General features: G+C 51.9%; 19 protein-coding genes. 16 read left to right on the forward strand and 3 right to left on the reverse strand.

Annotated features, from left to right (window positions below; translation table 11 throughout):
• The first annotated feature begins 176 nt into the window (after nt 1-176).
• From BKD14_RS11725 to BKD14_RS11735, 3 genes are all read left to right on the forward strand, one after another.
• The gene (locus BKD14_RS11725; protein ID WP_075656191.1) at nt 177-683 is read left to right on the forward strand and encodes a GNAT family N-acetyltransferase; all 507 of its coding nucleotides are present in this window, start codon (nt 177-179) and stop codon (nt 681-683) included.
• Nucleotides 684-889: 206 nt separating this feature from the next.
• Nucleotides 890-2,110: a PLP-dependent aminotransferase family protein gene (locus BKD14_RS11730; protein ID WP_075656193.1), complete on the forward strand. Its 1,221-nt coding sequence runs from the start codon at nt 890-892 to the stop codon at nt 2,108-2,110.
• A gap of 276 nt (nt 2,111-2,386) precedes the next feature.
• Nucleotides 2,387-4,009 (forward strand): ABC transporter substrate-binding protein, encoded by a 1,623-nt coding sequence (locus BKD14_RS11735; RefSeq protein ID WP_083647063.1) that lies wholly within the window; start codon nt 2,387-2,389, stop codon nt 4,007-4,009.
• Nucleotides 4,010-4,089: 80 nt separating this feature from the next.
• Here the strand turns inward: BKD14_RS11735 and BKD14_RS11740 are convergent, their stop codons facing one another.
• The gene (locus tag BKD14_RS11740) at nt 4,090-4,518 is read right to left on the reverse strand and encodes a BA14K family protein (protein WP_075656197.1); all 429 of its coding nucleotides are present in this window, start codon (nt 4,516-4,518) and stop codon (nt 4,090-4,092) included.
• A gap of 317 nt (nt 4,519-4,835) precedes the next feature.
• Between BKD14_RS11740 and BKD14_RS11745 the strand changes: the two genes are divergently transcribed.
• From BKD14_RS11745 to BKD14_RS11765, 5 genes are all read left to right on the forward strand, one after another.
• A complete protein-coding gene (locus BKD14_RS11745) occupies nt 4,836-5,906 on the forward strand; it encodes an endonuclease/exonuclease/phosphatase family protein (protein ID WP_083647097.1) in 1,071 nt (356 codons plus the stop codon).
• Between the two features lie 29 nt (nt 5,907-5,935).
• The gene (locus tag BKD14_RS11750; protein ID WP_075656199.1) at nt 5,936-6,643 is read left to right on the forward strand and encodes an NUDIX hydrolase; all 708 of its coding nucleotides are present in this window, start codon (nt 5,936-5,938) and stop codon (nt 6,641-6,643) included.
• A gap of 162 nt (nt 6,644-6,805) precedes the next feature.
• Complete coding sequence (locus tag BKD14_RS11755; RefSeq protein WP_022711417.1) at nt 6,806-7,759, forward strand: PhzF family phenazine biosynthesis protein; 954 nt, start codon at nt 6,806-6,808, stop codon at nt 7,757-7,759.
• A gap of 141 nt (nt 7,760-7,900) precedes the next feature.
• Entirely contained in the window at nt 7,901-8,668 is a 768-nt protein-coding gene (locus BKD14_RS11760; protein WP_075656410.1) for a DeoR/GlpR family DNA-binding transcription regulator, read from the forward strand.
• Nucleotides 8,669-8,746: 78 nt separating this feature from the next.
• Nucleotides 8,747-11,227, forward strand: a complete 2,481-nt coding sequence (locus BKD14_RS11765) for an FAD-dependent oxidoreductase (RefSeq protein ID WP_075656201.1) — start codon at nt 8,747-8,749, stop codon at nt 11,225-11,227.
• A gap of 37 nt (nt 11,228-11,264) precedes the next feature.
• On the opposite strand, the gene BKD14_RS11770 is transcribed toward BKD14_RS11765, so the two are convergent.
• Nucleotides 11,265-12,128 (reverse strand): MurR/RpiR family transcriptional regulator, encoded by an 864-nt coding sequence (locus BKD14_RS11770; RefSeq protein ID WP_075656412.1) that lies wholly within the window; start codon nt 12,126-12,128, stop codon nt 11,265-11,267.
• Nucleotides 12,129-12,245: 117 nt separating this feature from the next.
• On the opposite strand from BKD14_RS11770, the gene BKD14_RS11775 reads away from it, so the two are divergent.
• The 7 genes from BKD14_RS11775 (at nt 12,246) to BKD14_RS11805 (ending at nt 20,208) form a co-directional block, all read left to right on the forward strand.
• Nucleotides 12,246-13,871, forward strand: coding sequence for an ABC transporter substrate-binding protein (locus BKD14_RS11775; protein WP_075656203.1), 1,626 nt, complete (start codon nt 12,246-12,248; stop codon nt 13,869-13,871).
• A gap of 144 nt (nt 13,872-14,015) precedes the next feature.
• Nucleotides 14,016-14,993: an ABC transporter permease gene (locus BKD14_RS11780; RefSeq protein ID WP_075656205.1), complete on the forward strand. Its 978-nt coding sequence runs from the start codon at nt 14,016-14,018 to the stop codon at nt 14,991-14,993.
• The gene (locus tag BKD14_RS11785; RefSeq protein ID WP_075656207.1) at nt 14,990-15,889 is read left to right on the forward strand and encodes an ABC transporter permease; all 900 of its coding nucleotides are present in this window, start codon (nt 14,990-14,992) and stop codon (nt 15,887-15,889) included. Before BKD14_RS11780 ends, BKD14_RS11785 begins: the two co-directional genes overlap by 4 nt.
• Nucleotides 15,889-16,890: an ABC transporter ATP-binding protein gene (locus BKD14_RS11790; protein ID WP_075656209.1), complete on the forward strand. Its 1,002-nt coding sequence runs from the start codon at nt 15,889-15,891 to the stop codon at nt 16,888-16,890. Before BKD14_RS11785 ends, BKD14_RS11790 begins: the two co-directional genes overlap by 1 nt.
• Nucleotides 16,887-17,888 (forward strand): oligopeptide/dipeptide ABC transporter ATP-binding protein, encoded by a 1,002-nt coding sequence (locus BKD14_RS11795; RefSeq protein ID WP_075656211.1) that lies wholly within the window; start codon nt 16,887-16,889, stop codon nt 17,886-17,888. The genes BKD14_RS11790 and BKD14_RS11795 overlap by 4 nt, the downstream gene beginning before the upstream one ends.
• Nucleotides 17,888-18,763, forward strand: a complete 876-nt coding sequence (locus BKD14_RS11800) for an alpha/beta hydrolase (protein ID WP_075656213.1) — start codon at nt 17,888-17,890, stop codon at nt 18,761-18,763. Before BKD14_RS11795 ends, BKD14_RS11800 begins: the two co-directional genes overlap by 1 nt.
• Before the next feature lie 26 nt (nt 18,764-18,789).
• Nucleotides 18,790-20,208 carry a M20 family metallopeptidase gene (locus BKD14_RS11805; RefSeq protein ID WP_075656414.1) on the forward strand — a complete coding sequence of 473 codons (1,419 nt, stop codon included), beginning with the start codon at nt 18,790-18,792 and terminating at the stop codon, nt 20,206-20,208.
• 75 nt (nt 20,209-20,283) lie between these two features.
• Here the strand turns inward: BKD14_RS11805 and BKD14_RS11810 are convergent, their stop codons facing one another.
• Nucleotides 20,284-20,631 (reverse strand): hypothetical protein, encoded by a 348-nt coding sequence (locus BKD14_RS11810; RefSeq protein WP_075656216.1) that lies wholly within the window; start codon nt 20,629-20,631, stop codon nt 20,284-20,286.
• A gap of 162 nt (nt 20,632-20,793) precedes the next feature.
• Between BKD14_RS11810 and BKD14_RS11815 the strand changes: the two genes are divergently transcribed.
• Entirely contained in the window at nt 20,794-21,117 is a 324-nt protein-coding gene (locus BKD14_RS11815) for a hypothetical protein (RefSeq protein ID WP_022709126.1), read from the forward strand.
• Nucleotides 21,118-21,186: the final 69 nt, after the last annotated feature.

The raw sequence follows: 21,186 nt of genomic DNA on the forward strand, positions 1-21,186 counted from the left end.
CGATCCAAGTTTTCTTTTTCTCGGCATAGCCGAGGGGGAATCTCCAAAATCAAGCTGGTTGATAAGGCTCGCAACTAATCTGGCATTGCTTAATCACTGAATATCAGGCCCGCACAAAGTTTTGTTTGTGCGGGCCTGATTATTTATGGCAGTACTGCTGACGGGAGGAGTGAAATATGAGTGAAATTACTATCCGGCAGCTGGTGCCTGATGATTTTGCAATCATGCGCGAGATCAGGTTGGAGGCATTGCAGTTGCATCCGGAGGCTTACAGTTCGGCCTATGAGGACTGGGTAAAGTTCTCTGAAGCTGATTGGCGTGCAAAGTTAAATGCACCGGTTTTTGCTGCTTTTGACGGCGAGAGGCCGGTGGGACTCATCGGCCTGTGGCCGCAGGCTGGTGCGCGAACGGCTCACCGCGCCATTGTTGTGATGGTTTATGTGAAAAGCGAGATGCGCGGGCAGGGCATTGCGCAGAAATTAATGCAGGTTGTTGAAGCCTATGCGCGAGACAATGGCTTTACCCAGCTTGAGCTGAGTGTGCTGGCAGAGAATAAAACGGCATGGCAGCTTTACCTGCGCGAAGGATATACAGAATTCGGCCGCAGACCGAACTGGATTTCTCTCAACGGAGAAATGTTTGATGAGGTGATGATGCTGCGGTCAGTTGCTGAAAATGCATGATTGTTAGTTTTGTGCGGCTTATTTTGTTCGAATGTAACGAAATTATCCGTCAAATCGCAATAAAATGAATAAAGGTCAGCATTGCTGACATATTTTGCTTGTTTTGTTGTGAAATACGCATAAGGTGATAACCAAAGGCACACAGCTTTTAGTTAAGTTTTATGTTCTATTTCACGGCATCTCTTTTGACTTTATGAGGACCCCCCATGCTGGATTGGGAAAAAATATTCGCAACACGTTCATCGCGTATGAAAGCGTCGGAAATTCGTGAATTGTTGAAACTGCTTGAGCGTCCGGATATTATTTCTTTCGCGGGTGGTATTCCTGATCCGAAACTGTTTCCGGCAGAAGAATTCAAAGAAGCCTATGCCGATATTTTCGCCACGGGCAAATCCGATGCCGCGCTGCAATATTCGGTAAGTGAAGGCTATAAGCCGCTGCGCGAATGGCTGCAGGGTGAAATGGCAAAAATCGGCGTGCCTTGCACTGCTGAAAATATCTTCATCACTTCCGGTTCGCAGCAGGCGTTGGATTATCTCGGCAAGCTGTTTCTGTCGCCGAATGATACGGCGCTGGTTGTGCGTCCGACCTATCTCGGTGCGCTGCAGGCTTTCAATGCCTATGAGCCGACCTATGATACATTGCAGCCAAACGGCAACCGCACTCCGGCTTCCTATGAAGAAGCGGCAGAGAAGGCTGGCGGTAAGGTAAAATTTGCCTATTTCTCAGCAGATTTCAGCAATCCGACCGGTGAAACCATTGATCGTGAAGGCCGTGAAAAGCTGATCGATCTGGGCGATGAAATGGATATCGCGCTGATCGAAGATGCTGCCTACCAGTATCTGCGTTTTGACGGCACACCAATCCCGCCGGTTCTGGCGCTGGAAATTGAGCGCAAAGGCTCGATTGAAAATACCCGCACCATTTATTCCGGCAGCTTCTCCAAGACACTGGCACCGGGTTTGCGCGTTGGTTATGTCGTTGCCAATGCGACAGTCATCCGCAAACTGGTACTGATGAAACAGGCTGCTGATCTGCATTCCTCAACCATCAATCAGCTGGCTGTGCATCATGTTGCTGCCAATGGTTTTGATGCGCAGATTGCTAAAATCCGTTCTGTCTATTCACACCGCCGCAATAAAATGCTGGAAGCGCTGGATAAATATATGCCGAAATCGGCCACATGGACAAAGCCTGAGGGCGGTATGTTCGTCTGGGTCAATCTTCCGGATTATATGAATGGTGCTGATCTTCTGGCCGCTGCGATTGAAACCGAGAAAGTGGCTTTTGTTCCGGGTAAAGCATTCCATGCGGATGGCACCGGTGCCAATACGCTGCGCCTTGCTTATTCCTGTGCCAATGACGAGATGATTGAAGAAGGCATCAAGCGCCTTGGCAATCTGATCCGTGCCCATGAGAAAAATTGAGAATAAGCAATCTCACTGAATGAAAAAAAGCCGGAGCCCGCTGCTCCGGCTTTTTTATATCTTCACGGCCGGAGTTTCATCTGAAGTATATCACCGTTAAATGGATGTATTTAATTGCGATATGCTTTGGTGCTTAACCTGCTGAATTTACGGCTTTCTTTGCAAAAAGACGCTTGGCTTTGTCCGGCAATCCTGTAGCCTGACCTTGTTATAATTTTATAAATCTGAGTCCTTATACAGCGACAGGATTCAGGCGGAGAGATTGAGGGGAAACTCATGACTATAATTAAAAAATACACGCTGGCTCTGGCCTGTGCGTCGGTGCTTGGTCTGTCAGCGGTTGCTGCACAGGCGGCAACGCCGGCGGATACGCTGGTTGTGGCAATGGCCATTGATGATGTGATTTCTCTCGATCCGGCAGAAATTTTCGAGATCACCACATCGGAAATTCTGACCAACACCTATGAGCGTCTGGTGACCACAGATCCGAAAGATCCGACCAAGATCATTCCGCAGATTGCGGAAAGCTGGGTGGTCTCGGAAGATGGCAAGACCATTACTTTCAAGGTTAAGCAGGGGCAGAAATTTGCTTCGGGCAATCCGCTGACGGCGCAGGATGTTGTTTATTCCCTGCACCGCGCGATCAAGCTTGATCTCAGCCCTGCATTCATCATCAGCCAGTTTGGTCTGAACAAAGACAATGTGGAAAAGCTGGTGACTGCGCCGGATGATTATACGGTCGTGTTCTCCACGGAAGAAACTTTCGCGCCGAGCTTCGTGCTCAATGGGCTGTCTTCCAGTGTGGCTTCTGTTGTTGACAGCAAGCTGGTTGAAGAACATGCGGTTAAAACCGAAAAAACGGAAGCCAAGCCGTTTGATACAGATTTTGGTTATGACTGGCTCAAGCGTAATTATGCAGGTTCCGGCGTTTACAGCCTGAAAGAGTGGCGCTCGAATGAAGTGATCCTGCTGGAGCGCAATGAGAATTACAGCGGCCCAAAACCGGCTGTAAAACGCGCTATTTATCGTCATGTGAAGGAGAGCGTGTCGCAGCGTCTGCTGTTGCAGGCCGGTGATATTGATGTCGCCCGTAACCTTGAGCCGGGTGATATTGCAGAATTTGCCAAGAACAGCGATTTCAATATTCTCAGTGCTCCGAAGGGGCGCACCTATTATCTGACAGCCAACCAGAATGTGCCGAACCTTGCCAAGCTGGAAGTCCGTCAGGCGATGAAATATCTCGTTGATTATGACGCTATTGAAAATACGCTGATCAAAGGTATCGGCCGCACACATCAGTCCTTCCTGCCGCTTGGCATGTTCGGCGCGATTGATGACAAACCGTTCAAACTGGATGTTGATAAGGCAAAGCAGCTTCTGGCCGATGCCGGTCTGCAAGATGGTTTCAGTGTAACACTCGATGTGCGTAATACACAGCCAGGCGTTGGTATTGCTGAAAGCATTCAGCAGACTTTTGCCAAAGCCGGTATCAAGGTTGAGCTGTTGCAGGGTGACGGCAAGCTGACGACAACAAAAGTACGTGCGCGCAAGCATCAGCTTTCGCTGGGTATCTGGGGCCCTGATTACTGGGATCCGCATACCAATGCATCGACCTTCTCCTATAATCCGGATAATGGCGATGAAGTGTCGATGAAAACGACAGCATGGCGCAGTTCATGGGACATTCCAGAAATGTCCAAGGAAACCATGGATGCGGCAAAAGAAACAGACACTGCAAAACGCGAGCAGATGTATCACAAAATCCAGAAGGATTTTCAGGAGACAAGCCCGTTCGTGATGCTCTATCAGCAGATTGAAACGGCTGTTGCTGCCAAAAATGTCAAGAACTTCAATATGGTGGCTGATGCCAACTATATTACCGAAGTCAGCAAAGACTAAGCTTCAGCGCCTGCTGTAAATCATTTATGCCCCTTCCGCGATCAATGGCTGAAGGGGCATAATTATTTGAGAAGTCAATTTCAGAACGGCGAATTGCAGGTGGTGCGACTGCCGGCAAAAGGCTGATATGTATTATCGGACGCACGATATGAGCGGTACTGATTACTGCACCACTGCATATGATTGATATTGTCGCCCGCATTGGCTGATTTTGCCGAGCCGATGCGTTTTGTAGCACCGCGCTGCACCAGCGGATCGCCGTTTTTATAATGCAGCACGCCGTCTTCCGTATAATAGGCGCCGCTTTCTTTGCAGAGTGTGGAGCCGTAACAGTTCCGGCTGGCAGGGTCTGCACGGTTGCCGCCGGTAATGCCGCCGACAATCAGAAGGCCGGTCGGGTTCAGAGAGGGGATGCCACCGCTGATCTGGTTGCCGCCTGCATAGGCGGATGCGCCGGAAAGCAGGGCAATGCCCATTGTGAATGCGGTTTTCAGAATGAATCTGGACATAGGGATATCCGTTCGTGAATTTATATAGCTTAGGGCTAATATAGTATAAAAATGCTGCCAATTTAAGGGGCAGGCTTTCTGAAGAAAATCAGTTACAGGCAATATCACTGATTGCAATTCAACATATGGTGTTTAGGTTGAGTTATCGCATGCTGCGGAAAAGTGGGTGCCGGTTTATCTGTAAGCCGGATGTGAACGCAATGATGAGTAGCTTAATGTCTGAGACGGTTTCTGCGCAATCAACACCGGTTATGGATAATGTTCAGCCAGAAGGGCCGGTATTATTCACCTTAGCGACATTCAATATTGAAAACCTGATGCGCCGGTTTGATTTTACCGGTTATCGCAATGAGTTGCGTCAGGATCGCTCATTGCAGCTCTTTGCGATTGATAATGAAACACAATACCGGCAGCTCGAACAGGCGCGGATGGTGGCGCATACGGATGATACGCGGCAATTATCTGCTCTGTCGATTGCGCAGACACGGGCGGATATTCTCTGCTTGCAGGAAGTTGATGATCTCGCTGCACTAAATGCTTTTGAATATGGCTACCTGTTCAAGATGGTGGGGCAGGGCTACAAACATAAATATCTGATCGATGGTAATGACAGCCGCGGTATTGATGTCAGCGTGATGATGCGTGACGTAACGCGCAGCGGCCACATGATTGAGCTGGTGAAGCTGGAGAGCAATGCGCATCTGACCTATCAGGATCTTGGTATTTATGATCCTGTACTGTCCTCCGTGGGGATTGAAGCCCATGAGCGGGTGTTTAAACGCGATTGTCTGATGCTGGATCTGCGCATTGGCGGCAAGCCGCTGACGGTCTTTGTTACGCATTTCAAATCCATGGGCGGTGTACGCTATGGTCAGGATCCGAAACTGACGACGCTGCCGGTACGGCTGGCCGAGGCGCAGGCGGTTCGTATGATTATCGAGAAAAAATTTGGCCGTGACGGTGCTGCGGATGCTTCATGGGTGATCTGCGGTGATTTCAATGACTATTACGAGAAGCTCGCGATAAGCGGCGACCAGTGGGACGGCTATGATTTTACGCCGGTTCAGGAGCCGGATAATTGCCTGAATGTGTTTCTGAATGACGGTTTTGCGGTCAATCTGGTAGAGCGGCGGCCGGAGCTCGATCGCTGGACATTGTATCACACACGTGGCCCGCAGGAGCGCCACCTGTGCCAGCTGGATTATATCTGGGCATCACCGGCACTGGCACAGCGTAATGCACAGGCTGTGCCGGAAATTATCCGCAATGGGCAACCTTACCGCACCTTATTTCCTGAAGGGCAGGATGTGGCGCGTTTCCCGCGTATCGGCTGGGACAGACCAAAAGCAAGTGATCATTGTCCTGTTGCCGTCACACTTGAGCTTTAAGGACAGGCTCAGTCTAACGGAGCAGACGAATGCAAAGCAGAGATCAGAACAGGGTTTATCCTGTCCGTGACGTCAGGATACAGGTTGTTGCCGGTGTTCCGGATTATGTTGTCCGGAACCAGCAGGCTATTGATGAAAACTGGCAGCAGGAAGTAGCAAGCAATCCGACACTCTATGACGGAGAAATTTATCTGGCAGCAGAGGCGCGCCTGTCTGAGGATATTCTGAGTGCGCCCTATCAGCGTACCAGTTTTCGCAGTCTGCTTTACTGGCGCAAAGACAAAAGTACGGACAAGCCGTTTCATATTTTCGGCAGTGGCGTCATCGTCTCCTCAGATAATCAGCTATTGCTCGGACAAATGGCCTCGCATAACGCTGTCGGCGGCCGGATTTATTTTCCGGCGGGCTCCAATGACGATCAGGATATTGTTGACGGTGCGGTTGATCTTGACGGAAATGCCAGACGTGAAGTGCTGGAGGAAACCGGAATTGATCTGAATCATGCGGTGCGCACCAGCGGCTACAGTCTGGTTATGTGTGATCGCAGTCTGGCGCTGTTCCGTTGTTATTATTTCGACCGCACGGCGGATGAATTGCAGAGGCAGGCGGAGGAATTTATTGCAGCGCAAAAGCAGCCGGAATTATCGCGGGTGCTGATGATCGGGCAGGGCGGCATATTGGATGAACGCAGTCCCGATTATATTCGCACTTTCACCGACTGGTATTTTGCGCAATAGTAACGGCATATGATGCGGGCGGCTGAGATTTGAATTGCATATTATGCACTTCATGAATCATTTGAATGTTTTAACCGGCAATGCAAATGTGTTGAATCAGATACGGTACTTTTGAAAGTTCCGGAGCGGGGCGGACATGGATCATCTTAAAGGGCAGGGAATATGAACGGCATGGCTGTACAGGGGCGTTTCTACGAGATCTATGATGTTTTCACAGAGAAAGCTCTAAGCGGTAATCCGCTTGCTATTGTTCATGATTCTGAAGGGCTGGATGATGCCACAATGCTGGCCATTGCCCGCGAGTTCAATCTCTCGGAAACTGTGTTTGTTGCTCCTGCAGTTAATCCGCTGCATACAGCTTCGATACGGATTTTTACGCCGGATTATGAGCTGAATTTTGCCGGTCATCCGACCGTGGGTACGGCGGTTGCGCTGGCCTATAAAAATTGCAACGGACAAAAACCTCAGACCGACCTGATTATGACGCTTGAGGAAAAAGTCGGGCCGGTGCGTGTTGCGGTTCACTGCGCAGGCTCCGGTGACACAGAAGGACAGTCGGCAGCTTTCGCCGAATTTGACCTGCCACGCCTGCCTGAGCGCGTGAATATCACCGTAGAGAAGGAGCAGGCCGCCGCTGCCTTGCGCCTCAATACACATGAAATCGGCTTTGAAAATCACGTGCCTTCGGTCTGGAGCGGCGGTAAGCCGTTTGTGCTGGTGCCGGTGAAGAATATGATTGCCGCAGCCAAAGTTGTGGTCGATCCGGTTTTTGTGGAAGATCATATGCAGGCTTTTGAAGGTCGTGCGATACCTTTCTACATTTATACCCGTGAGACACGGCTCTTTGAGAGCAATTATCATGCGCGGATGTTCACATCCGGCAAGCATGTCTATGAAGATCCGGCCACCGGTTCTGCGGTTGCCGCCTTTGCCGGTGCAATCAACGAATTTGACCAGCCTGTAGACGGGCTGACACAGTTGTGGATTGAGCAGGGTATTCAGATGGGTAGACCATCGCGCATCCGGCTGGAGCTGGATGTGGCTGCGAAGAAGCTGACCGGTGCGCGCATCGGCGGCAGTGCGGTTAAGGTTGCTGAAGGCTATCTGAAGATTTAGAATATGTTGCATTGCGTGGCTGGTTCTTGATAAAAGTCACAAGATGCAACATTTCTGTATCTGGAGTTGTCTGTGGCAGAAACCTCATCGCAATCTGATCATCAAAATCCGGCTGATCCTCAAAACTCGTCCGGACAACGCATTCTGGCATCGCAGCGTCATGATGAAATTCTGCGCAGGCTGAATGAAGATGGCGTGGCGGGGATCAGTGAGGTTGCTGCGTTTTTTGACGTCTCACGGGAGACAATCCGTCGTGATCTGAAACTGCTGGCGCAGCGGGGATTACTGGCGCTGGTTCATGGCGGGGCGACAAAAATCCAGCTTCATGAACCAGCCTTCGGACTGCGCAGTCAGGAAAATAGCGGAGGTAAAGCCGCAATAGGTCAGGCCGCCTGTGCCTTGATCCGTTCCGGCATGGTAGTTTTTCTGGACTCCGGCACAACGACTTTGGCTCTTGCTCAGGCTTTAATACAGCAGGATAAAGCACCGGAAAACCTGACAATCTGCACCACAAGTCTGCGAATTGCATTGCAGCTTTGCCATGTGCCGACCATTCGCGTGCATATTTTAGGCGGTGAGATCAGTCCTGAAGAAGAGGCCAGCGGCGGCATTGATGTATTACAGGCGCTGGAGCATTTCCGGTTTGATCTGGCATTTCTTGGCACGGGCGGCATTACTGCCGAGGGCGAGATTACGGACTTTACCCGTAATGGTGCGGAATTGCGCTCACGGCTTGCCGTTGTTGCCGGTGAAGCATGGTTTCTGGCCAGCGCAGAGAAATTCGGACGCATGACGCCGCTTCGTGTTGCACATTATGAGCAAGCCGCAGGCATTATTACAGATCACAGACCGGAGCCGCAGTTTGTGACGGCACTGGCTGAGAAGGGCCTCCGCTTGCATATTTCATAAATGTGATTTTTTGTTGCATTTAATGTTGTTTTTTGTTGCTTTGTTTTTATAGTGATCTTAACCGGAGGGAGTGAGGTCATGACAGAGCATAATGCAGATCATAAAGACAAAGCAGACAGCTTTCCGTCTCAGGCGCGGGTGGTGATTATTGGCGGGGGCATTATCGGCTGTTCCGTTGCCTATCATCTGACCAAAGCGGGATGGACAGATGTTGTGTTGCTGGAGCAGGGCATTCTGAGTTGCGGCACAACATGGCATGCGGCAGGACTGGTGGGGCAGTTGCGCAGCCATGCCAATATGACCGGCCTGATCCGCTATTCCACTCAGCTTTACAGCGAACTTGAGGCAGAGACCGGCTTAGCGACCGGATGGAAAAAATGCGGCTCCCTGTCTGTTGCCCGCAGCAAAGATCGCATGACTGTTTTGCAGCGCACCGCTGCCTCTGCCCGTGCGCAGGGTGTCAATGTCGAGGTTATTTCAGCCCGTGAGGCAGGCGATCTCTGGCCGGTTATGGCCACGGATGACTTGCAGGGGGCGGTCTGGCTGCCGGATGACGGCAAGGCTAATCCCAGTGATCTGACACAATCTTTGGCGCGCGGCGCACGAATGCGCGGTGCCAGAATATTGGAACGGGTTCAGGTGACCGGTATTACCGTGAAAAATGGCCGTGCTTGTGGTGTTGAAACGGATCGCGGGAATATTACTGCAGAAATCGTGGTCAATTGCGCGGGGCAATGGGCGCGTAAAGTCGGGCAGATGTGCGGCGTAACGGTTCCTCTGCATTCGGCAGAGCATATGTATATCGTCACCGGAAAGATTGAGGGCGTGCATCCGGATTTACCGGTTATGCGTGATCCGGACGGTTATATTTATTTTAAGGAAGAGGTTGGTGGTCTGGTTATGGGTGGTTTTGAACCGCAGGCCAAACCATGGGGCATGCAGGGGATTCCCGATAAGTTTGAATTTGCTTTGCTGGAAGATGACTGGGATCAGTTTGAGCCGTTGATGGAAAATGCTCTGATCCGCGTGCCGCAACTGGCGGAAGCAGAAGTGAAGAAGTTTTATAACGGGCCGGAAAGCTTCACCCCTGATAATAATTTTATTCTCGGTGAGGCACCGGAACTGAAGAATTTCTTTGTTGGCGCCGGTTTTAATTCCATGGGTATTGCCAGTGCCGGTGGTGCAGGACGTGCGCTCGCGGAATGGATTATCAATGGTGCTCCGACGATGGATTTATGGCCGGTGGATATTCGTCGGTTTGCCGGATTCAACAATAACCAGCGCTGGTTACATGACCGCGTTAAAGAAACGCTTGGTCTGCATTATGCCATGCCCTGGCCAAACAGGGAGCTGGATACGGCGCGGCCGTTCCGCCGGTCGCCGCTTTATCATCTTCTGGAGGCAAAGGGGGCTTGTTTCGGTTCGAAAATGGGCTGGGAGCGGGCGAACTGGTTTGCGGATAAGGGACAGAAGCCGGAGACGGTCTATAGTTTCGGGCGGCAGAACTGGCATGAGAATGTCGGGCGTGAAATGCAGGCTGTGCGCGAGCGTGTTGCTCTCTTTGACCAGAGCTCCTTCGCCAAGCTGCTGATACAGGGGCGTGATGCCTGTCGGGTTCTCAACCATCTCTGTGTCGCTGATATTGATGTGCCGGTGGGGTCGTCGGTTTATACGGGCATGCTCAATGAGCGCGGCGGTTATGAAACAGATCTGACTGTGCTGCGGCTTGGTGCGGAGAAATTTCTGATTATTACCGGCTCCGCACAGGCAGTTCACGATGCGGATTGGATTAACCGGCATATCAACGACGAAGATTATGTAACGGTCACCGATGTTTCCTCCGCCTATGCAGTGCTGGCACTGATGGGGCCGCAGTCGCGCAGCCTATTGCAAAAACTGAGTGATACGGATTTCAGCAATGCAGCATTTCCGTTTGGTCAGGTGCGTGAAATCGGCGTGGGCTATGCAACCGCTTTTGCCAACCGCATGACCTATGTGGGTGAGCTTGGCTGGGAACTGATTGCGCCTGTGGAATTTGCCGTTGGTGTTTATGAAGCGCTGCAGGAAGCGGGGCAGGAATTCGGCCTGCGTGATGCCGGATATTATGCGTTGGAAGCTCTGCGCCTTGAGAAAGGCTATCGTGCATGGAGTCGCGAACTGACACCGGATATTAATCCCTATGAGGCCGGACTGGGATTTACTGTGGCGATGGACAAGGCCGGTGGTTTTATCGGACGGGATGCGCTGGTGAAGTTCAAGGCTGATAATATTCTGAAGCGGCGCATTGTGCAGCTGACCCTTGATGATGCAGATGCCGTTTTGTGGGGCGGGGAACTGATCCTGCGCAATGGCGTGCCTGCCGGTGAAATCCGTTCTGCCGCCCATGGTCATACATTGGGCTGTGCTGTTGCACTGGGGCTGGTCAGTCATGCGGAGGGCGCTAGTAAAGACTGGCTGGAGCAGGGAGATTTCGAGGTTGATGTCGCTGGTCAGCGCTACCTTGCGCATGTGCATTTGCGCAGCCCTTATGACCCGAAATCCGAGCGGGTAAAGATCTGATTTTGATTCAATAATCTGCCGGATGATGTTGTTTTATTTATAAAAACAGATCTTCCGGCGGGCTTCCGATTGTGGAGGCGACTATGTCGGGGCGGCGTGCCGCGACCGCTGTCACAATGGCATCTGCCAGCGCAAAGATTGCTGCCGGAGAATTCGGCAGCAAACGGTTTCGCGCCGGTGCGAAAAAGATCGTATCAGCAACCTGAACGAGCGGTGATGTCGGGCTGTCGGTGATTGCCAGAATCACTGCCCCTTTTTGCTTGGCAGCTTTGGAAAGCTGCACGGTATTGTTGGAATAACGCGGCATGGAAATAGCGATAACCACATCACCTTCATCCACCGAGCGCACAAAATTGTTGGAATATTGGGATGCGCCGCGTGACAGAATATTGGACACGTTTTTCTCCGTATAGAGAGCCAGTCCTTCTTCCAGCAGTGTCGCCGCATAATGGCTGGCGCCGGTGCCGAGAATGATGATGCGTCTGGCATTGATAATGGCTTCAATAAATGCCTCCGATGAAGGCGTATCAATATTGGCAATCGTGTCTTTGATATTGTCGGAACAATCGGCCAGGACAGTATGCAAATAGGCACTTTGCTGACCGGACTGGGCGTTTTCAGCGCTGTTTAATCTGTTAACTGACGGTGAAAACTGAAAATCCGAGACAATTTTTTCACGGAATTCACCATAGCCGCTATAGCCCGCCGCACGCACAAAACGGGTGATTGTGGCGGTCGAGCTGCCACTGGCATGGGCCAGCCCTTCAATCGACATGGCAACGACATCCAGCGGCTTTGCCAGAACAAAATCGGCAATGCGGCGATAGGATTTGCTGAATGAAGGATATGCCGCAGACATGCGGTTGGCAAAATCGGACTTGGGATTCAAAGTTTGCGACATGATGGTTTCCGGTGTTGACGGCATAAAATTTTCATATACTCTATTTTTGAAAATAACCATGTCAAATATAATGACAATCATATCAAAAATGACATTCGTTGGGGAACGGAGACTTTTATGTATAAAAAAATGCTCGTGGCGAGTCTGCTGGGAACAACTCTGCTGAGCTCTGCTTTGATGAGCGGTGCGGCATCAGCTGAAACACTGCGCATTGCGCTTGGATCAGAACCGACTGCAATTGATCCGCATTATCATGATCTGACACCGAATAATGCTTTGGCAGTCCATATATTTGACGGACTAACCCGTCAGGATGAAAAGCAGAATGTACATCCGTCTCTTGCAAGTTCATGGGAGAATGACGGCAAGAATACCTGGACATTCAAATTGCGGGAAGGCGTGACTTTCTCTGATGGTTCACCTTTTACTGCCGATGATGTGATTTTTACTTTCTGCCGCACGCTGAAAAACGAAACAGCGATTGCCGGTTCCTTTGCGGACATTACCGCGAATTTTGAGTCTGTTGAAGCACCTGATGCGCAGACACTGGTGATTAAGACCAAAGCGCCTGAGCCGCTGCTTCCGTCCTTTATCGGCACTGTTGGTATTCTGAGTTCCTCAATCGTCAAACATGACAAGATCAGCTTCGCACCGGAGCAGAATTGCGGTGTGACCGGTGCATGGCCGGTGGTTGGTGATTTCAATGATGGCAAACTTGCAATCGGCACCGGCCCTTACAAGCTGAAAAGCTATGTGCGCGGTTCTGCTATCGAGCTGGAACGCAATGATAAATATTGGGGCGAAGCCGAGCCATGGGAAGCTGTGCGTTTCCTGCCGGTTCCGAATGCCGGTCCGCGTCTCGCCGGTCTTCTCGCCGGTGACTATGATATTATCGAAAATCCGGCTGCCCGCGATCTGTCCCGTATCAAGGATGACAAGCGTTTCGGCTATACGATCACACCTTCAACACGCGTGATTTATTACCAGCTTGATGTGGCGCGTGATGAAAGCCCTTATGTCAAAGCTGCTGACGGCAAAAACCCGCTGAAAGATGTGCGTGTCCGTCAGGCTATGTCGCTGGCGATTGACCGTAATGCTATTGTTGCCCGTCTGATGGACGGTGCGGCGGAACCTGCCTATCAGTTCCTGCCTACGGGCATGTTCGGTACGCTGCCAAACCCGCCGGAACTGCGTTATGATCCTGCCGAAGCCAAGAAGCTTCTGGCTGAAGCCGGATATCCTGACGGTTTCCAGCTGACACTTTCCACCACCAATGACCGCTATATCAATGACAGCCAGATCACGCAGGCCGTGGCACAATATTTGACGCAGATCGGCATTAAGTCGGATGTGGATGCCATGACCCGCGCTATCTATTTCCCGCGCCGTTCCAAGAAGGAACTGAGTGTGGCAATCGGCGGCTGGGGTTCCACCAGCGGTGAGGCTTCATCCTTCCTGCGCCAGTGGCCGGCAAAGCCGAATGAAGAAGGCACTTTGGGCGGCTCCAATTATGGCGGCTATTCCAACCCTGCTTTCGACAAGCTGATCTATGAAGCTGTTGCAACAATGGACGATAATAAGCGTTCGGAACTGCTCCAGCAGGCGCAGACCGAAGTGATGAAAGACTATGCTTTCATCCCGCTGCATTTCGAAAGCGGTATCTGGGCGCATAAGGCCAATGTCACTTATACCGGTCGTTCAGATCAGTTCACGATGGCTATGTCTGCCAAGCCGGCCAAGTAACTGAGGGTTAAGACCGGAGCGTGTGACGTGGTTTAGTCTCATCGTCACCCGCTCTGGAGTCTTTCGTGGGTGCATCATCACAGTCAGACTTGTTCTTGCCTGACTGTGAAATATTTCAGCCCCAGATAATCTGAGAAGCATGTCATGACAGCTTATATTTTGCAGCGACTTATCCAGAGCGCCTTGGTGCTGCTTGCCGTGTCGGTCGCTGTTTTCTTTGCCGTATATGGCATTGGTGATCCGATTGAACTTCTTGTCCCGCCACAGGTCAGTGCTGCCGAACGGCTGGCTCTGATTAAGCGGCTGGGGCTCGATCTGCCGGTATGGCAGCAATATTTCACATTTTTGGGCAATGCCCTGAAAGGCGACCTCGGCACATCTTTCGTTCACGGTGTGCCGGTGGTCTCGCTTATTCTTGCTCGCCTGCCAGCTACATTTGAACTGGTACTGCTGTCGATGACGGTTGCCGCCGTTGTCGGTATTCCGCTGGGGCTTCTGGCAGGACTTAATCCTGACAGCCGTCCGTCGCGTTTCATTATGGCGGGTACGGTGATCGGTTTTTCGCTGCCGAGTTTCTGGAAAGGCATGATGCTGGTACTGCTGTTTAGCGTGGCGCTTGGCTGGTTGCCGACAGCAGGGCGGGGCGAAACGGTCTCGGTGCTGGGCATTCAGACCAGTCTGTTCACTACCAATGGTCTGCGCCATCTGATCCTGCCTGCGCTTAACCTTGCTATTCCGAATATGGCGCTGATGATCCGCCTTGTAGCCGCGGGTACTACTGAAGCGATGACGCAGGATTATGTGAAATTCGCCCGCGCCAAAGGTGTACGCCGCAAACGCATCGTCAACCGCCATGTGCTGCGCAATATTCTGATACCTGTTGTGACTGTTGTCGGCATTGAATTCGGCAGTCTCGTTGCCTTCTCCACCATTACCGAAACCGTGTTCTCATGGCCCGGCATGGGCAAACTGCTGATTGACAGTATCTACCAGCTCGACCGCCCTGTGGTGGTTGCCTATGTGCTGCTGGCCACGCTGCTGTTCGTCGCTGTGAATTTCATGGTCGATGTGCTCTATGCGGTTCTCGATCCGCGGGTCAAACTGTCCGGAGATATGGTATGAATAAGCCGATTATTCCGGATTATGCCAATACACCGCTGCGCCAGAAAGTGCTGCGCAGCATCCGTAACAAGCCGACAACACGCGGTGCGGGTATTCTGCTTGGGCTGCTGGTTTTGCTGGCGGTGCTGGCACCTTTTATCGCCCCGCAAGACCCTTATGATCTTGCCTCTTTGAGCGTGATGGATAACCGTCTTGCACCGGGCTCAACAAGTATGACGGGTTCGGTCTACTGGCTGGGCACGGACGCACAGGGCCGCGATATGGTCAGCGCCATACTCTATGGTTTGCGTACCAGCCTGCTGGTCGGTCTGCTGTCGACACTTGGCGCCATGACCATCGGTGTGAGTGCCGGATTGCTGGCCGCACAACTTGGTGGTGTTGCCGATGCGATTATCATGCGCGTCGTGGATTTTATGCTCGGCTTTCCGTCAATGCTGGTGGCGCTAGTGCTGCTGGCCTCTGTCGGGCGTGGCGTTGATAAAGTGATCCTCGCGATTATTCTGGTGCAATGGGCGCAATATGCCCGCCTGATGCGCGCTTCTGCTCTGGTTGAACGCCGTAAAGAATATATCGAAGCGGCCGTCAATTTCGGTTTGCCGACCCATTATATTATGCTCCGGCATTTGCTGCCGAACTCTATCGGTTCGGTACTGGTGATCTCTACTATCAGCATCGCCAGCGCGATTACACTTGAAGCTACATTGTCGTTTCTCGGTGTTGGTGTGCCGGTTACGCAGCCGTCGCTTGGCCTTCTGATTGCCAATGGATTTGATTATCTGTTGTCGGGCGAATACTGGATTGCCGTGTTTCCGGGGATTGCACTGGTTCTGCTGATTATCTCGCTCAATTTTGTCGGTGACCGCCTGCGTCGCAGCTTTAATGTGAGGGGCGTGTGATGACGGCTTTGCTTGAAGTAAAGGGTTTAAGGACCGTATTTCATTTGCTGGGCGGTGCATGGTCGGCAGTTGATGGCATTGATCTGAGCATTGCACGTGGCGAAGTGCTGTGCCTTGTCGGCGAGTCCGGTTCCGGTAAATCTGTTACCGGTTTCTCACTGGTGCAACTGATTGATCCGCCGGGGGAAATTGTTGAAGGCGAAATCCTGTTCAATGGCGAAAATCTGCGTGAAGCATCCGATGAACGTCTGCGTAATTTGCGCGGCGACCGCATTGCGATGATTTTTCAGGATCCGCTCTCGACGCTTAATCCGGTGCTGACCATTGGTGAGCAAATGTGTGAGGCGATCCTTGAACATCGTTCCTGTGGTAAAGCACAGGCGATGAAAGAGGCGGCGGATGCGCTGGGGCGGGTCGGTATTTCCTCACCGGAAGTGCGGCTCAAACAATATCCGCATGAATTTTCCGGCGGGATGCGCCAGCGCGTGGCAATTGCCACCGCATTGCTCAACAATCCTGATCTGATTATCGCTGATGAACCGACCACAGCACTGGATGTGACCATTCAAAGCCAGATCCTCTATGAGGTGCAGAAGCTGGCACGGGAAACCGGTACTGCCGTGTTGTGGATCACTCATGATCTTGCCGTGGTGGCCGAACTCGCTGATCGTGTGGCGGTGATGTATGCGGGGCAGATTGTTGAAACCGGTGCGGTGGATGATGTGCTGGACAGACCGCTGCATCCCTATACGCAAGGTCTGCTGAATTCGTCTTCCGGCATGGTGAAACCGGGGGAGCGCCTGCACCAGATTGACGGTAATGCACCGCGCATTGATGACCGGCCAAGCGGCTGTCCGTTCCGCACCCGCTGCGAGCGTGTCAAACCGGTTTGTGCAGAAGTTAATCCCGAACAGCAGGTGATCGACGGGCGGGTTTTCCGTTGTCACAATCCGGTATCGCTGCCTGTCCGTGAGGCATTTTCTCAGGAGGCAAGACCATGAGTGATGCATTTTTTGAAATGCGCGGGGTGAAGAAGCATTTTCACTCTAAATCCACAATGGCTGACCGCATTCTGCGTCTGACAGGGCAGGCCGCACCGGCTCGGGTTTTGCGTGCGGTAGACGGTGTTGACCTGAGCATCAAACGTGGTGAGGTGCTGGGACTTGTCGGCGAGTCCGGCTGCGGAAAGTCTACGCTGTCCCGTATGGCAACAGGGATTTATCAACCGACCGCAGGCAATGTGCTTTATGACGGTCGCGCCGTTGAAAAGCTCAAAGGCCGTGAAAAACTCGACTTTCTTTTGAAAGTACAGATGATTTTTCAGGATCCTTACGCTTCGCTTGATCCGCGCATGAAGGTCAATCAGATTGTCGGTGAGGCACTGAAGGTGCATCGCCTGATGCCGAAAGCCGAGATTGCCGGTGCGGTGAACAAAGCGCTTGAAGAGGTGGGGCTTGATCTCGCCTATCGTGACCGCTACCCGCACCAGTTTTCCGGTGGTCAGCGTCAGCGTATCGGCATTGCCCGCGCTTTGTCAGTGAAACCTGATTTTCTGGTTTGTGATGAGCCGGTATCTGCACTTGATGTGTCTATTCAGGCGCAGGTGATCAATCTGTTTATGGATTTGCGTGCCCGCTACGGGCTGACCTATCTGTTTGTCAGCCATGATCTCGGCGTTGTCCGGCATATCAGCGATCGCATCGCCATCATGTATCTCGGCCGTATCGTTGAGATTGGTTCCGCATCCGCAATTTTCAGCAAGCCTGCGCATCCCTATAGCGCAGCTCTGATTAATGCCAGTCCGTCGATCAGCCGTCGCAAACGCGATTTCCAGCCACTGACCGGTGATCTGCCGTCACCGCTGGCACCGCCTTCCGGCTGCCCGTTTCATCCGCGTTGCGCCCATGCCATGCCGGTATGCCGCGAGCGCCGCCCCGAACTAAAAGATGTGACAGCCGACCAGAGCGCTGCCTGTCATTTGCATAATCCGGAGACATAATGACTACCACCATTCTTCGTCCAGAAACCGGACGCAGCACGCTGCCGTTTGTTGATCAGTATCATCCGGACAGGCCGCTGGAAGTAAATTTCTATCGCCCTGAAAGCTACCGTCCTGAAGATCCGGTGATTATCGTGCAGCATGGTATGCTGCGTAATGGCGATGAATATCGCGACTTCTGGATTCCGGCGGCTGAAAAACACCGCTTGCTGATTGTTGCGCCGACTTTCCCCGATGCACAATTCCCGATGGCGGAAAGCTATAATAACGGGTTGATCCTCGATGAAAGTGCAGGGCTTGTGCGTGAAAAGCAGGACTGGCTCTATGGTGTGCCTGCCCGTGTTCTTGCAGCCCTTCAGGCCGGTGGGGTAACCACGCAGAAACAGGCGCGTTTATATGGCCATTCGGCTGGCGGGCAGTTCTCGCACCGTCTGCTGGCCACGCAGGATCATGGTATTTTCTCGGATGTGGTTGCGGCGAATCCGGGCTGGTACACATTGCCTGATCTGACACGTAAATTTCCGGAAGGTATGGGCGGCATCGGTCTTGATGAGGCACAGCTTGCCCGCTGGTTTGCCTATCCGATGCATATTTTTGCCGGTGATCAGGATATTGATGAGGCTGATCCCAATTTGCCGGATCAGCCGGAAGCATTTGCGCAAGGGCCTTCCCGCTATAAACGGGCATATTTCGTCTATGATTTTGCACAGAAACAGGCGCAGAGCTTAGGCATGCCATTCAACTGGAAGCTGATTGATGTGGCCGGTGTCGGCCATGACGGCGCTGCCATGTCTCGTGCAGCCGCGGCTTACTGGTTTGAGGGACGTATCCCACCCGCATCCGAACTGGTCTTTGAAGAAGCAACCAATCTCTAATTTTATTCAGGAATGATCCAATGAGCATGAATGACCGTCAGGACTTGTGGCAAAAGGTTGAGGATGAAAAGCAGCGCCTCATCGAAATGAGCGACCGCGTCTGGGGAATGCCGGAGGTTTGCTATACCGAAGAGCGCTCTATGGCTGAACATAAAGCCGAGCTGCTGCATCACGGTTTTCGTGTGACCGAGGGCATTGCCGGTATTCCGACTTCTGTGATCGGTGAAGCAGGTGAAGGCGGGCCGGTTATTGCTTTTATGGGCGAATATGATGCGCTGCCGGGTCTCAGTCAGGAAGCCGGAGCGTCCGAGCATCAGCCGATTGAAGCGGGTGGTCATGGCCATGGCTGCGGCCATAATCTGCTGGGTGCAGGCGCATTGCTGGCCGCTGTGGCGTTGAAAAATTATCTGGCTGAACATAAAATTCCGGGGCGTGTGCGCTATTATGGCTGCCCAGCGGAAGAGGGTGGTGCGGCCAAGGCTTTCATGGTGCGTGCCGGTGCTTTTGACGATGCAGATGTTGCAATCTCGTGGCATCCTTACAGCTTCTGGGAAGTGGCTCCGGCTTTGTCGCTGGCTAATACCCGTGCGGACTTCATCTTTACCGGTCGTGCTTCCCATGCCGCTGCTGCGCCGCATCTTGGACGCAGTGCACTCGATGCGGTTGAACTGATGAATGTCGGTGTCAATTATATGCGTGAACATATGCCATCTGATGCGCGTATTCATTATGCCTTGCTGGATACCGGCGGCATTGCGCCGAATGTGGTGCAGGCACATGCACGGGTGCGCTATTCTATCCGTGCGATGGATTTGCAGACCATGCTATCACTGGTCAATCGCGTGAATAAGATTGCGCAAGGTTCTGCGATGATGACCGAAACCCGTATGGAGATGAAGATCGTCAGCGCGGTTTCCAATACGCTGGGCAACAAGCCGCTGGAACAGGCACTGTATCGCACAATGCAAGAGCTTGGCGCACCGGAATTTGACGATCAGGATCGTGATTATGCCCGCAAAATCCGTGCCACTCTTTCATCGGAAGAAATCTCTTCCGTCTATAATGTGATCGGTATGCCGGAAACCGATGCACCATTGGCAGAGTTCTTAGTGCCGCTCGATCAGCCGCATAAGCCGCAGATCGGCTCGACTGATATTGGTGATGTCAGCTGGGTAGTGCCGACTGTGCAGGTTCATGCGCCGACAGTGGCCATCGGCACGCCTTTTCACACATGGCAGGTGGTGGCGCAGGGCAAATCTCCGGCAGCACATAAAGCCATGGTGCATGTGGCAAAAGCAATGGCCGCAACCGGTCTTGCCGTGCTGAGTGATCCGGTGCTGATGGCAGATGCCAAAGCGGCACTGGCGGCACAGACTGCCCGCACACCTTATATCAGCCCACTGAGCGAAGGCGTTGAGCCGCCGCTGGATATGTCCAAAGGCTGATGATTGTTTAAAGCGCTGATAAAATGAAAAAGGCAGCCTTCAGGCTGCCTTTTTTGCTGATGATTTTGAGTGCTCTCAATCATTCGATTTGGTGCGATACCAAATATATCCGATACCAATGATGGCTATAAATGGTGCGAAAGCCCATAGCAGCGCATTGATGAATAGTTTCAGCATCATCAGGATCAGCGCATTCATCAGGAAAATATTCTGTCCCATGACAAGATTTTTCAGCTCATCCCAGACGAGTTTTGAAAACGGGAACATAAGCGTGCAGATTGCAAAATAGAAAAGCGGGGCGACCTGCGCGCCGTTTTTTGCCTGCAAAGCTACCGTGACCATTAAAGCGAAGAAACAAGCACCAATTAACCAGGCACGGATCAGATATGTGCGTTCAACACCGTTCAGAATACGCCCTAACATTTTACCTCAGTCATATTTATGAATATTGATAAAGGGGCGTATAACTTTCATGTGTCGAAAAAGTAAACAAATCAAATAATTTGGTATTACTGAGACTATGTTCATGCCCGGTACAGTTTTGAATGTTATTGTGCAACTGTAATTTACGACAGGAAGTCCGGTATGTTTTCAAAACCTATAATTATCGCTTTGGCACTGGCAGTCTTTCCGGTTTCGGCACATGCAACAACAGGGCCGGGTTGTCTTCGCGTTGTGAATGTTGATGCAGGTGATGCTCTGAATGTTCGTGCGAGACCCTCTGCAAAAAGCAGAATTGTGATTTCAATTCCTGCCAATAATTATGGTGTGCTGGCTCTGAAGGGGGAATGCACACCGAAGACAATTCCGTGGGGACAGCGCTGGTGTCCGGTCAGCTATTCCTATGAAGACGGTACATTGCACGGTTTTGTTAAAGCCCGTTTTGTCCGGGATCAGGAATGCCCGTGATCAAATTCATTCATGGATGAACGGGATATGTATGACTAAAGTATAAGGCAGTCTTTTGACTGCCTTATT

The organism is Pseudochrobactrum sp. B5, assembly GCF_001939785.1.
GTDB classification, from domain to species: Bacteria; Pseudomonadota; Alphaproteobacteria; order Rhizobiales; family Rhizobiaceae; genus Pseudochrobactrum; species Pseudochrobactrum saccharolyticum.